13 protein-coding genes and 1 riboswitch are annotated in these 12,153 nt (G+C 53.2%); of the genes, 8 read left to right on the top strand and 5 right to left on the bottom strand.

All coding sequences use genetic code 11. The features are described from left to right. The first annotated feature begins 438 nt into the window (after nt 1-438). Nucleotides 439-2,460 carry an excinuclease ABC subunit UvrB gene (uvrB, locus tag OGY10_RS09470; protein WP_008784186.1) on the top strand — a complete coding sequence of 674 codons (2,022 nt, stop codon included), beginning with the start codon at nt 439-441 and terminating at the stop codon, nt 2,458-2,460. A gap of 121 nt (nt 2,461-2,581) precedes the next feature. Here the strand turns inward: uvrB and yvcK are convergent, their stop codons facing one another. Next, nucleotides 2,582-3,490, bottom strand: a complete 909-nt coding sequence (yvcK, locus tag OGY10_RS09475) for a uridine diphosphate-N-acetylglucosamine-binding protein YvcK (protein WP_060682511.1) — start codon at nt 3,488-3,490, stop codon at nt 2,582-2,584. Between the two features lie 329 nt (nt 3,491-3,819). Then, nucleotides 3,820-3,965, top strand: a riboswitch (molybdenum cofactor riboswitch). Between yvcK and moaA the strand changes: the two genes are divergently transcribed. The 6 genes from moaA (at nt 3,953) to OGY10_RS09505 (ending at nt 7,400) form a co-directional block, all read left to right on the top strand. Further along, the gene (gene moaA / locus OGY10_RS09480; RefSeq protein WP_149617946.1) at nt 3,953-4,942 is read left to right on the top strand and encodes a GTP 3',8-cyclase MoaA; all 990 of its coding nucleotides are present in this window, start codon (nt 3,953-3,955) and stop codon (nt 4,940-4,942) included. It overlaps the preceding riboswitch by 13 nt. Before the next feature lie 19 nt (nt 4,943-4,961). Further along, on the top strand, nt 4,962-5,474 hold the full coding sequence (moaB, locus tag OGY10_RS09485) for a molybdenum cofactor biosynthesis protein B (protein WP_003035187.1): 513 nt from the start codon (nt 4,962-4,964) through the stop codon (nt 5,472-5,474). A 2-nt stretch (nt 5,475-5,476) separates the two neighbouring features. Continuing rightward, nucleotides 5,477-5,962 (top strand): cyclic pyranopterin monophosphate synthase MoaC, encoded by a 486-nt coding sequence (gene moaC, locus OGY10_RS09490; protein WP_003035188.1) that lies wholly within the window; start codon nt 5,477-5,479, stop codon nt 5,960-5,962. Continuing rightward, on the top strand, nt 5,955-6,200 hold the full coding sequence (moaD, locus tag OGY10_RS09495) for a molybdopterin synthase sulfur carrier subunit (RefSeq protein WP_003831530.1): 246 nt from the start codon (nt 5,955-5,957) through the stop codon (nt 6,198-6,200). Before moaC ends, moaD begins: the two co-directional genes overlap by 8 nt. A 1-nt stretch (nt 6,201) precedes the next feature. Then, on the top strand, nt 6,202-6,654 hold the full coding sequence (gene moaE / locus OGY10_RS09500; protein ID WP_008784190.1) for a molybdopterin synthase catalytic subunit MoaE: 453 nt from the start codon (nt 6,202-6,204) through the stop codon (nt 6,652-6,654). Nucleotides 6,655-6,695: 41 nt separating this feature from the next. Further along, complete coding sequence (locus OGY10_RS09505) at nt 6,696-7,400, top strand: Bax inhibitor-1/YccA family protein (RefSeq protein WP_003831536.1); 705 nt, start codon at nt 6,696-6,698, stop codon at nt 7,398-7,400. Nucleotides 7,401-7,472: 72 nt separating this feature from the next. Here OGY10_RS09505 and OGY10_RS09510 read toward each other — a convergent pair whose 3' ends face one another. The 3 genes from OGY10_RS09510 to OGY10_RS09520 are packed head-to-tail and all read right to left on the bottom strand — an operon-like array spanning nt 7,473 to nt 10,434. Continuing rightward, the gene (locus OGY10_RS09510) at nt 7,473-8,435 is read right to left on the bottom strand and encodes a lysylphosphatidylglycerol synthase domain-containing protein (protein WP_191226240.1); all 963 of its coding nucleotides are present in this window, start codon (nt 8,433-8,435) and stop codon (nt 7,473-7,475) included. Beyond that, nucleotides 8,435-9,676, bottom strand: a complete 1,242-nt coding sequence (gene clsB, locus OGY10_RS09515) for a cardiolipin synthase ClsB (protein ID WP_032942766.1) — start codon at nt 9,674-9,676, stop codon at nt 8,435-8,437. The genes OGY10_RS09510 and clsB overlap by 1 nt, the downstream gene beginning before the upstream one ends. Then, nucleotides 9,673-10,434, bottom strand: a complete 762-nt coding sequence (locus OGY10_RS09520) for an endonuclease/exonuclease/phosphatase family protein (RefSeq protein ID WP_286576673.1) — start codon at nt 10,432-10,434, stop codon at nt 9,673-9,675. Before OGY10_RS09520 ends, clsB begins: the two co-directional genes overlap by 4 nt. A 132-nt stretch (nt 10,435-10,566) precedes the next feature. On the opposite strand from OGY10_RS09520, the gene OGY10_RS09525 reads away from it, so the two are divergent. Next, nucleotides 10,567-10,977, top strand: coding sequence for a YbhQ family protein (locus OGY10_RS09525; protein WP_003831542.1), 411 nt, complete (start codon nt 10,567-10,569; stop codon nt 10,975-10,977). Here OGY10_RS09525 and OGY10_RS09530 read toward each other — a convergent pair. Beyond that, the gene (locus tag OGY10_RS09530; protein ID WP_008784194.1) at nt 10,939-12,045 is read right to left on the bottom strand and encodes an ABC transporter permease; all 1,107 of its coding nucleotides are present in this window, start codon (nt 12,043-12,045) and stop codon (nt 10,939-10,941) included. The two genes, OGY10_RS09525 and OGY10_RS09530, sit on opposite strands and share 39 nt — an antisense overlap. Nucleotides 12,046-12,153 lie beyond the last annotated feature (108 nt).

The following is a 12,153-nucleotide window of genomic DNA, read 5'->3' on the forward strand; positions in this document are numbered from 1 at the left end:
TCCGTACGGGCTGGAGGCAGTTATCCACTATTCCTGTGGATAACCTTGTGTATTAGAGTTAGAAAACACAAGGTAAGCGAGAGAAGACGCGGCCTGCGACTAAATTGATGCGAAAGACGGCTTGAGATAATAGTCATTAAATTACAGTGTGTTAGATAAATGCAATGGCTGTCGCAGAAGTGTCATGTGTTGCCACAAAACTTTCATCGGGTAGCTTGACAAATGTTAAAAAAGTCATTGGTTTGGGGATAACACATTTTTGCTGGTGTTTTATCTTGCCTGCGGACAAATTTTAGCCTGTAGTCACGGCCATTTTGCTGGCGTAACAGAAATATTCTGGCGCGTTACTGTTTTTTCATCCAGTATATTTTACTAGCAAAATATACTGCTGCGAGTAAAATTACACACCTGCCCGCCCATTGCTTCAGGTAGCTGCTCATGAGTAAACCGTTCAAACTAAATTCCGCTTTTAAACCCTCTGGGGATCAGCCTGAGGCGATACGTCGCCTGGAAGAAGGTCTGGAGGATGGTCTGGCGCATCAGACGTTGCTGGGGGTGACGGGGTCGGGGAAAACATTCACCATCGCGAACGTGATTGCGGACCTACAGCGCCCTACCATGGTGCTGGCCCCCAATAAGACGCTTGCCGCGCAGTTGTACGGTGAGATGAAAGAGTTCTTCCCGGATAACGCGGTGGAGTATTTCGTCTCCTACTACGACTATTATCAGCCGGAAGCCTACGTGCCAAGTTCTGACACCTTCATCGAGAAGGATGCTTCGGTTAACGAACACATTGAGCAGATGCGTCTGTCAGCAACCAAAGCGTTGCTTGAGCGACGGGATGTCGTCGTCGTAGCGTCGGTTTCCGCGATTTATGGTCTGGGTGACCCGGATCTATACCTGAAAATGATGCTGCACCTGACGGTGGGGATGATTATCGACCAGCGCGCGATCCTGCGTCGTCTGGCGGAGCTACAATATACCCGTAACGATCAGGCATTCCAGCGCGGGACCTTCCGCGTGCGCGGTGAAGTGATCGACATATTCCCGGCGGAATCTGACGACATCGCGTTGCGCGTGGAACTGTTTGATGAAGAGGTCGAACGTTTGTCGCTGTTTGACCCACTTACCGGACAGGTCGAATCCACTATTTCGCGCTTTACCATCTATCCTAAAACGCACTACGTGACGCCGCGCGAACGTATTGTTCAGGCGATGGAAGAAATTAAGGTTGAGCTGGCAGAGCGGCGAAAAGTCCTGTTGGCAAATAACAAACTGCTGGAAGAACAGCGCTTAAGTCAGCGTACCCAGTTCGATCTGGAAATGATGAACGAGCTGGGTTACTGCTCGGGGATTGAAAACTATTCCCGCTATCTGTCCGGGCGTGGTCCGGGCGAGCCGCCGCCGACGCTGTTTGATTACCTGCCTGCCGATGGCCTGCTGGTGGTGGATGAATCTCACGTGACTATCCCGCAAATTGGCGGCATGTATCGCGGTGACCGGGCGCGTAAAGAAACCCTGGTCGAATACGGATTCCGTCTGCCGTCTGCGCTGGATAACCGTCCGCTTAAATTTGAAGAGTTTGAAGCGCTGGCCCCGCAAACCATCTACGTTTCGGCGACGCCGGGCAACTATGAGCTGGAGAAATCCGGCGATGATGTGGTCGATCAGGTAGTAAGACCGACCGGCCTGCTGGATCCGGTCATTGAGGTGCGCCCGGTGGCGACGCAGGTTGACGATCTGCTATCTGAGATCCGCACCCGTGCGGCGATTAACGAACGTGTGCTGGTCACCACGCTCACCAAACGGATGGCGGAGGATCTCACCGAGTATCTTGAAGAGCACGGTGAACGGGTGCGTTATCTGCACTCTGACATCGATACCGTGGAACGTATGGAAATCATTCGTGACCTGCGTCTGGGCGAGTTTGACGTGCTGGTGGGTATCAACCTGCTACGTGAAGGTCTGGACATGCCTGAGGTCTCCCTGGTGGCGATTCTGGACGCAGACAAAGAAGGGTTCCTGCGTTCTGAGCGGTCACTTATTCAGACCATTGGTCGTGCGGCGCGTAACATCAACGGTAAGGCGATTCTCTACGGCGATAAAATTACCGCCTCTATGGCTAAAGCGATTGGTGAAACCGAACGTCGCCGTGAGAAGCAGCAGCTCTATAACGAAGAACACGGTATTACGCCGCAGGGGCTGAACAAGAAAGTGGTCGATATTCTGGCGCTGGGGCAGAATATTGCGAAGACCAAAGCGAAAGGCAAAGGGAAGTCACGCGCAGGCGCGAAGTCTGAGGTTGTCGAACTGGATATGACGCCAAAAGCGCTGCAGCAGAAGATTCACGAGCTGGAAGGGCAGATGATGCAACACGCGCAGAATCTCGAATTTGAAGAGGCCGCGACAATCCGTGACCAGTTGCATCAGTTGCGCGAGTTGTTTATTGCGGCATCGTAAGACGGTGTCGGATGCGGGGTAAACCCTTATCCGACCTACGGGGTAGATAGCGTACGTAGGCCGGATGCCGGAGCAATTCGTTTGGTAGGCCTGATAAGCGAAGCGCATCAGGCAAATCCGTTCAGCCCAGCGCCTGCACCGCTTTCTCCAGCGCACTATGCAATAGCTGGCGGTCATGGCGGTAGGGAATATCGCTGGCTTCCAACACTTCCTGGATCACAACGCGGTCGGTAACGGCGGAAGCATCCACTTTCGGCCCCACAACCACCGCATCAATCACTTTCTTCCCGACGTACTGTTCAATAATGGTCAGCTTATCGCTAAGCGTCAGGCTGGCTGCTGGCAGGCTTAATTCGCGCCCAAGATTGCCTATGTAGACCATTGGAGCCGGTGTGCGACGTAATGCCTGTGACATTTCATCGAGTAACAGAATCGGCATCAGGCTGGTGTAAAAACTGCCGGGGCCTATCAAAATTAAATCCGCTTCAGCGATAGCCTCAACGGCCTCCCGTGTAGTCGGGACTTTTGGCGAAAGCATCAGTTCCTGGGGCGGGACGGTGAGCTGATCGATATTCACTTCGCCATAAACTTCGTGTCCCTGGTCATCAATGGCCATCAGATCCACCGGCAGCTCCGACATCGGAATTAAATGTGCGTCAACTTTCAGCAGGCTACGAATTAAATTGATAGCTTCCAGAGGCCGCACGCTGAGGTGATCGAGCGCCTTTAACATCAGATTTCCGAGGTTATGCCCGGAAAGTTCGCCATTACCGCCAAAACGATACTCAAACATAGCGGATGCAACGCTGGGTTGGGTAATTAACTGGTTCAGACAGTTACGCATGTCTCCCCAGGCAATCCCTCCTTCAGAGCGACGAATACGACCTGTCGACCCGCCGTTATCGGTGGTGGTGACGATACCCGTCAGGCGGGAACCTAATGGGGAAAGAGAGGAGAGAACGCGTCCTAATCCATGCCCTCCGCCGAGAGCGACAACGCGGTCCAGATCTGCCAGCGTGCGAGTGCGCATATATTTTCCTGATATCAATTGATCGGCGCTACAGTAACGTAAATAGCGTGTTTTCAGCAATTATCCAGTCGGCATCTGCCGTAATTTTTTTCTGCGATCTACTCCTTTCTGACGACACTCACCTGATGGCAAGATGATGTATATCAATGCAAAACTGTGATTTTTGCTTATTCTGTAGCGAAATTGCACGATCATGTCGCTATATACATATTTATACAGCGAAAGTGTACATGGCAAAAGCGCCATTTACACGCTAGTATCGGCATAACCACAAAGTACTCTTAAAAATTTGAGTTGCCGTAAGCCAACGCATCTGCAACTCGAAGTATGATGAGTATAAACACTCTAGCCTCTGCACCTGGGTCAAATGATACGGTGCTTTGGCCGTGACAAGACTTGAAAAAGTTTGTCACCAGGGCGCAGGAAGAAATGACTACGTCTCCCGTATTTGGAAAGGTGTACATGGGCTCTCAACTTACCGATGCTTTCGCACGTAAGTTTTACTACTTACGTTTGTCGATTACCGATGTGTGTAACTTTCGTTGCACCTACTGCCTGCCGGATGGCTATAAGCCCGGCGGGGTCACCAATAACGGCTTTTTAACCGTTGATGAAATTCGCCGTGTCACGCGTGCGTTCGCCAGTCTGGGAACCGAAAAAGTGCGTCTGACGGGGGGCGAACCTTCACTGCGTCGCGACTTCACTGACATTATCGCCGCCGTGCGCGAAAACGCCGCCATCCGCCAGATTGCGGTAACCACTAATGGTTATCGTCTGGCGCGCGATGCCGCCGCCTGGCGCGATGCCGGACTGACCGCGCTCAACGTCAGCGTCGACAGCCTCGACGCCCGTCAGTTTCACGCCATTACCGGACAGGACAAGTTTCAGCAGGTGATGGCGGGCATTGATGCCGCCTTTGATGCCGGTTTTGAAAAAGTGAAAGTCAACACCGTGCTGATGCGCGACGTAAACCATCATCAACTGGACACCTTCCTGGCGTGGATCCAACCTCGACCAATCCAACTGCGTTTTATTGAACTGATGGAAACGGGCGAGGGCAGCTCTCTCTTCCGTAAACACCATATTTCCGGACAGGTACTGCGCGATGAGCTGCTGCGTCGCGGCTGGATCCACCAGATCCGACAGCGTAGCGACGGCCCGGCTCAGGTTTTCTGTCATCCTGATTATGTTGGCGAAATTGGTCTGATCATGCCTTATGAGAAAGACTTCTGCGCCACCTGTAATCGTCTGCGCGTTTCCTCTGTCGGCAAGCTTCATCTGTGTTTATTTGGTGAAGGCGGCGTAAGCCTGCGTGATTTGCTGGAAGACGATGCTCAGCAACCGGCGCTGGAAGAACGTATTTCAGCCGCGCTGCTGGAGAAAAAGCAGACCCATTTCCTGCATCAGAACAATACCGGTATTACGCAAAACTTATCTTATATTGGCGGCTGATCGCTAAAAGGAGTTTTTCATGAGTCAGGTAAGCGCTGAATTTATCCCGACACGCATTGCTATTCTTACTGTTTCCAACCGTCGCGGCGAAGAAGATGATACCTCCGGCCATTATCTGCGTGACTCGGCGCAAGAAGCGGGTCATCAGATTGTCGATAAGGCGATTGTCAAAGAGAACCGCTACGCCATCCGCGCCCAGGTTTCTGCCTGGATTGCCAGTGACGATGTACAGGTGGTGCTCATTACCGGTGGCACTGGTTTAACCGAAGGGGACCAGGCGCCGGAAGCGCTGCAACCGCTGTTCGACAGAGAAGTCGAAGGGTTTGGCGAAGTATTCCGTATGCTGTCGTTTGAAGAGATTGGCACCGCGACGCTGCAATCCCGCGCGATTGCCGGGGTGGCGAATAAAACGCTGATTTTTGCCATGCCGGGTTCGACCAAAGCGTGTCGTACTGCCTGGGAAAATATCATTGCGCCGCAGCTTGATGCCCGTACGCGTCCGTGTAATTTCCACCCACATTTGAAGAAATAAGTATGTCGCAACTGACTCATATTAACGCCGCTGGCGAAGCGCATATGGTGGATGTCTCCGCCAAAGCGGAAACCGTACGCGAGGCGCGTGCGGAAGCATTCGTAACCATGCGTAGCGAAACGCTGGCGATGATCATCGACGGCAGTCACCATAAGGGTGACGTTTTCGCCACGGCGCGTATTGCCGGTATTCAGGCTGCCAAACGCACCTGGGATCTTATCCCGCTGTGTCACCCACTGATGCTGAGCAAGGTCGAAGTCAATCTTCACGCCGAACCGGAGCACAACCGCGTGCGCATTGAAACGCTGTGTCGCCTGACCGGTAAAACCGGCGTTGAAATGGAAGCGTTAACGGCAGCCTCCGTGGCGGCGTTGACCATCTACGATATGTGCAAAGCGGTGCAAAAGGATATGGTGATTGGTCCGGTGCGTTTGCTGGCAAAAAGCGGCGGCAAATCGGGTGATTTTAAGGTGGATGCGCATGATTAAGGTTCTTTTCTTTGCTCAGGTACGGGAACTGGTGAACACCGATGCGTTAGAAGTTGCCGCCGAGTTTGCAACGGTAGAAGCGCTGCGCAAGCATCTGGCGGCGCAAAGCGATCGCTGGGCGCTGGCGCTGGAAGACGGCAAGCTGCTGGCGGCGGTGAATCAGACGCTGGTCAGTTTTGACCATCCTCTTAACGCGGGTGATGAAGTCGCTTTCTTCCCGCCGGTAACCGGAGGCTAAAATGGCTGAAACGCGAATTGTTGTTGGCCATGCGCCGTTCAGCGTCGGGGATGAGTATCCCTGGCTGGCAGAGCGCGATGAAGACGGCGCGGTAGTCACTTTCACCGGTAAAGTGCGCAATCACAATCTCGGTGACAGCGTTAAGGCGTTAACGCTGGAACACTATCCGGGAATGACCGAAAAAGCGCTGGCGGAGATTGTCGACGAAGCGCGTTCGCGCTGGCCGCTGGGTCGGGTGACGGTGATTCATCGCATTGGCGAACTGTGGCCGGGTGACGAGATCGTTTTTGTTGGCGTGACCAGCGCGCATCGCAGCAGCGCGTTTGATGCCGGGCAGTTCATTATGGATTACCTGAAAACCCGCGCGCCGTTCTGGAAGCGCGAGGCCACGCCGGAAGGTGAGCGCTGGGTTGACGCCCGCGACAGTGATAAGCTAGCAGCAAAACGCTGGTAGAGTACAATTGTTGTAGGCTCATACTGATTCAGGAGATTGTCATGGACCGATTCCCACGATCCGATTCTATTGTACAGGCCCGTTCCGGCCTGCAAACGTATATGGCGCAGGTGTACGGCTGGATGACCTGCGGACTATTGCTGACGGCGTTTATCGCCTGGTATGCGGCAAATACGCCCGCGGTGATGATGTTTGTCTTCTCCAGCAAAATCACCTTCTTTGGCCTGATCATCGCTCAACTGGCGCTGGTGTTTGTTCTGTCCGGCATGGTGCAAAGGCTGAGCGCGGGTATGGCGACCACTCTGTTTATGCTCTATTCGGCATTAACCGGGTTGACGCTATCAAGCATCTTTATTGTCTATACCTACTCGTCTATCGCCAGCACCTTCGTGGTCACTGGCGGGATGTTCGGGATCATGAGTTTGTATGGCTACACCACCAAGCGCGATCTGAGCGGCTTCGGCAATATGCTGTTTATGGCGCTGATCGGTATTGTGCTGGCTTCGCTGGTTAACTTCTGGCTGAAGAGCGAAGCGCTGATGTGGGCGGTGACCTATATCGGGGTGATAGTGTTTGTCGGTCTGACCGCCTATGACACGCAGAAGCTGAAAAATATCGGTGAGCAGATCGACCTGCGAGACAGCTCCAATCTGCGTAAATACGCGATTCTTGGGGCCTTAACGCTGTATCTGGACTTCATCAACCTGTTCCTGATGCTGCTGCGTATTTTCGGCAATCGTCGTTAATTGTCTGTTGCCGAATGGTATAAAAAGTAGGCCGGATAAGGCGTTAAGCCGCATCCGGCACTATAAGCACCATCATTTCGCCATCGCCTTCTCGTTCTTTGCCCGTAGCTTTTTCGCCCGACTCTCCAACAGCAAATAACACATCAGCGCCAGCAGTAGCGGAATAAAATAGTACAGCACGCGATACGCGAGCAGGGCAGCAATGATCGTGCCCTGAGACGTATTCTCTCCCGCCAGCAGCGCCATAAACACCGCCTCCAGTACGCCGATTCCCGCCGGAATATGCACAATAACCCCGGCAATACTGCTTACCAGCAGCACGCCAAGCACGAAGAAATAGTTAATATTCTGACCCAGCAACAACCAGATAATCGCCCCCATAACCATCCAGTTAGTCCCGGATATCGCCATCTGCGCGAGGGCAAATTTCCAGGAGGGGAGCACCAGCTTTTGGCCCTTGATGGTGATGTGACGATGTTTAGCGAAGGTGCAAAACCACAGATAAACAACAATAATCAGCAGCAGCGCTATGCCTAAAATGCGCAATGTGACTTCATCGATATACCAGTGAGTGGGCAGTTCGACGACGCCGAAGGTAAATATAAAACCGCCCAGCAGAATATAGCCCAGCCAGTTAGTGGTAATGCTCAGCGAAAAAATCCGCGTTATTGTGCCCCCCGGCAACCCGAGACGCGAGTAGAGCCGATATCGCATCCCAATACCGCCCACCCAGGTGCTTAACGTCAGGTTGAACGCGTAACAGATAAACGACACCAATATGACCTGGCGTTTTGCCAGTTTGTGACCGCAGTAGTAGCGCCCGAGCAGATCATAACAACCGTAAAGTAAATAACTGACGATCACCAACCCCACGGCACTGAGCAGGGCAATCCGATTATAATCGCGGATTACCGTCCACACTTCCTGCCAGTTGACTTTGCTGGCATAAACGACCAGCAACACGATCACCGCAATAAAAAATAACCATGTGAGGATCTTTTTCGCTAACCGCCAGCGTCGGTGATTTTTTGCCATCAGGTTTTCCCTCCTGCATCCTCAGTTTGTATACGGTCCTGAGTTTCCAGAGCGGGCTGCGCGGGCGGCTCTACCTCGGCCAGATGCGGGGTATGCGCCGGAAGCCAGCCGACCAGCGCCGGGAAGTGGCGTAAAAAGTGGAAGGCCAGCACGCTCTTAGTCAGGTTCCACCAGGTGCGTTTTGGCAGCATAGATTCATCAACCCGCTTGCAGTCCTGCGCAATAATAGGGTTCAGGTTGTCGCGCAGGGTCTGGTTAAACGTGCGGTCATGAATAATCAGATTCGCTTCCAGATTCAGCGACAGGCTCAGCGGATCAAGATTGCTGGAGCCCACCGTCGCCCAGTGATCGTCCATCAGCGCCACTTTGCCATGCAGAGGTTTACGGCGGTATTCGTAGACATGGACGCCACCTTTAACCAGATAGTTGTACAGCAGGCGGGCACCCACTTTCACAATCGGCATATCCGGTTCACCCTGCACAATGAGTTTTACCCGAACGCCGCGTCGTGCTGCTTTACGCAGGGCATGCAGCAGGCGATAACCGGGAAAGAAATAGGCATTGGCAATGATCACTTCCCGTCGGGCCTGGGTCAGCATTTTAAGATAGTGGCGTTCAATATCATCGCGATGCTCTTCGTTATCGCGCCAGACGAACAGCGCCTGCGCTTCTCCGGGGCGATGATTGTCAATTGCCCGGTGATGACGTCGCCACCAGCGCCGTACGGCGCTTTGCCCGGGCAGGTTTTCCAGTACAAAGTTCAGAATGTCAGCAACGACTGGACCTTCAACGCGCACGGCGTAATCCTGCTTGGCCTCCGGGCCGTAATCCGACATATGTTCAGCGGAGTAATTGATGCCGCCGACAAAGGCAACACGGTCATCAATGACCACTATTTTTCGATGCATACGGCGAAAGAGATTGGTGCGCATTCCAAAAAGACGCGGACGCGGATCGTAGTAGCGGAAAACAACACCGGCTACGGTCAGCTCTTCAACAAAACTGTCGCTCAGATCCGGCGAGCCGTAGCCATCCAGCAGCACCTCTGCTTTGATACCTCGTCGGGCGGCTTCGAGCAACGCGGCATGCAGCTGTTTTCCTACCGCATCTTCAAACCAGATAAAAGTCTCAAGGATTATTTTTTGCTGTGCCTGCTCAATGGCGTCAAAGACGGCGGGGTAGAATTGATCGCCGTTTTCCAGCAGTTGAATTTGATTGCCTTCACGCCAGCCATATTTCATAAATGAATCTCCGCACTCAGGGGGGCATGATCGGACAAATGTCGCCAGTGACGCAGCGCAAGCGTCGTTGGGGTACTGGCATTCGCGTTTTTCACATAGATCCTGTCCAGGCGTAGCAGGGGAAACTGCACTGGAAACGTTCGCGCCGGGCGACCGTGGGCGCGGGTAAAAATCTCGTCAAGGCCAGCTTTGGCTTTCAACGGGCGATTGGCCGTTTGCCGCCAGTCGTTAAAATCTCCAGCAATCACCACGGGCTCCGCGTTGGGCAGGGCGTTAACCCAGTCTGCCAGCATCGAGAGCTGGGCCTGGCGGTGAGCTTCACGTAGGCCGAGATGCACACACATCACATGAATGGGGTGGGAGAGCATTGGCGGTACAATGCGGCAGTAAAGGACTCCGCGCTTTTCACTCGCGCCGACTGACACATCACGATTCTCATAATGCTCAATGGGATACCGCGACAACACCGCATTACCGTGATGTCCTTGCGGGTACACGGCGTTACGCCCGTAGGCGAAGTCGCTCCACATAGTGTCCGCCAGAAATTCGTAGTGCGTGGTGTCCGGCCAGTTTTCCACATGCAGTGGATGTACCTCGTGTGCGCCCATTACCTCTTGTAGGCACACAATGTCCGCACCGACCGTTCTGACGGCTTCTCGCAGCTCAGGCAAAATAAAACGCCGATTGAAGGCGGTAAACCCTTTATGAGTATTAATGGTGAGCACATTGAATGAAAACCGTTCTGTTTGTCTGGCCATGATTCTCCCGTTGGCGTCACTTTCCTGATTAAAATAGTGTAGTCGTCGTCACAAAAAGATGCGGTGTTGCGGAATTTTCCGTAAAGTCCGGTACTCTGAACAATTAGTCGAAAATCCTTCAGGAGAATAGCCATGAGGTGGCAACAACGTGTTCGTGTCGCAACGGGTCTAAGTTGCTGGCAGATAGTGTTGCATTTACTGGTAGTGGCGTTGCTGGTAATGGGCTGGATGAGCGGCAGACTGGTGCATGTCGGCCTGGGATTGTGCGTCGTGTACGGCGTTACCGTTTTATTGATGCTTGCATTGCAACGTCACCACGAACAGCGCTGGCGCGACGTGGCTGATGTGCTGGAAGAGTTGACCACGACGTGGTATTTCGGTGCCGCAATGATTGTGCTGTGGCTGCTGTCACGCGTGCTGCAAAACAACGTCTTGCTGGCACTGGCGGGGCTGGTCATCCTTGCAGGACCCGCCGTGGTCTCGCTGCTGGCGAAAGACAAAAAGCTACATCACCTTGCGTCTAAACATCGCATACGCCGCTGATCCGGTCGTGGCCGCTATCACTAATAGCGGCCACAAGCTTCCCCAGACAATCTGCAGACTCGCATCTTTCAGGTAAATCTGTTTCGTGATGTCCGTAAAATGGCGGATCGGGTTTATCCACGTCAGATTCTGCAACCAGACCGGCATGTTTTCGACCGGTGAAACATAGCCCGAGAGTAAAATCGCCGGCATCATAAACACAAACACCCCGATAAACGCCTGCTGCTGGGTGGCGCACAGTGACGAAATCAGCAGACCAAAGCCGACCAGCGACAGCCCGTAAATTACCATCGTGAAATAAAACAGCCCCAATGAACCGGCAAACGGAATGTGATAAGCCCAGATGCCGATCGCCAGCACAATGGTGGCCTGAAAAGTAGCCACAATTAGCGCGGGCACAGCTTTACCGATAAAAATCTGCCAGGTGGTAAGCGGGGAAACCAGCAGTTGATCCAGTGTGCCTTGCTCGCGCTCGCGGGCAACCGAGAGCGAGGTGACGATCATTACGCCGATGGTGGTGATCATGGCGATCAGCGACGGAACCACAAACCATTTGTAATCCAGATTCGGGTTATACCAGTTACGCACCACCAGCTCGCTGTTGTTCGGTTTCGGCTTGCCGTCCATCAGCTCCTGCTGATACTCCTTAACGATTTGCTGCAGGTAATTCGCGGCAATTTGCGCGCTGTTGGAGTTACGTCCGTCGAGGATAATCTGCATGGGAGCCTGCTGGAAGGTATCCAGATTACGCGAAAAATTGGCCGGGAAACGCACCAACAGCAGGGCTTTTTGCGTGTCGATGGTGGGCTGGATCTCCTGCGGACTTTTCAACAGAAGAACATGCGTAAAGGCGCTGGCGCGGGCGAAGCGCTGGGTAAGCTCAACCGAATGTTTACCGTTGTCTTCGTTATAGATAGCGATAGTGGCGTTGGTCACTTCCAGCGTTGCCGCGAACGGGAACAGGATAACCTGAATCAGCACCGGTAAAATCAGAATGGCTCGCGTCTGCGGTTCGCGTAACAGCGATTGCAGCTCTTTGCGAATTAATGTCCATAAGCGATGAAACATGCCTGTCCTCTCAGTCCAGTTTGTAGGCCTGATAAGCTAAGCGCATCAGGCATAATGCCGGATGGCGACGTGAACGCCTTATCCGGCCTACGGCTACAATTATCCATA

Source organism: Citrobacter sp. Cpo148, assembly GCF_030332375.1.
In the GTDB taxonomy this organism is placed as follows: domain Bacteria; phylum Pseudomonadota; class Gammaproteobacteria; order Enterobacterales; family Enterobacteriaceae; genus Citrobacter; species Citrobacter portucalensis.

Coding starts and splice junctions, on each gene's coding strand:
- moaA (WP_149617946.1), top strand. CDS start 3,953: ATGGGCTCTCAACTTACCGATGCTTTCGCACGTAAGTTTTACTACTTA.
- moaD (WP_003831530.1), top strand. CDS start 5,955: ATGATTAAGGTTCTTTTCTTTGCTCAGGTACGGGAACTGGTGAACACC.
- moaC (WP_003035188.1), top strand. CDS start 5,477: ATGTCGCAACTGACTCATATTAACGCCGCTGGCGAAGCGCATATGGTG.
- OGY10_RS09520 (WP_286576673.1), bottom strand. CDS start 10,434: ATGGCCAGACAAACAGAACGGTTTTCATTCAATGTGCTCACCATTAAT.
- OGY10_RS09505 (WP_003831536.1), top strand. CDS start 6,696: ATGGACCGATTCCCACGATCCGATTCTATTGTACAGGCCCGTTCCGGC.
- moaB (WP_003035187.1), top strand. CDS start 4,962: ATGAGTCAGGTAAGCGCTGAATTTATCCCGACACGCATTGCTATTCTT.
- uvrB (WP_008784186.1), top strand. CDS start 439: ATGAGTAAACCGTTCAAACTAAATTCCGCTTTTAAACCCTCTGGGGAT.
- OGY10_RS09510 (WP_191226240.1), bottom strand. CDS start 8,435: ATGGCAAAAAATCACCGACGCTGGCGGTTAGCGAAAAAGATCCTCACA.
- yvcK (WP_060682511.1), bottom strand. CDS start 3,490: ATGCGCACTCGCACGCTGGCAGATCTGGACCGCGTTGTCGCTCTCGGC.
- OGY10_RS09530 (WP_008784194.1), bottom strand. CDS start 12,045: ATGTTTCATCGCTTATGGACATTAATTCGCAAAGAGCTGCAATCGCTG.
- OGY10_RS09525 (WP_003831542.1), top strand. CDS start 10,567: ATGAGGTGGCAACAACGTGTTCGTGTCGCAACGGGTCTAAGTTGCTGG.
- clsB (WP_032942766.1), bottom strand. CDS start 9,676: ATGAAATATGGCTGGCGTGAAGGCAATCAAATTCAACTGCTGGAAAAC.
- moaE (WP_008784190.1), top strand. CDS start 6,202: ATGGCTGAAACGCGAATTGTTGTTGGCCATGCGCCGTTCAGCGTCGGG.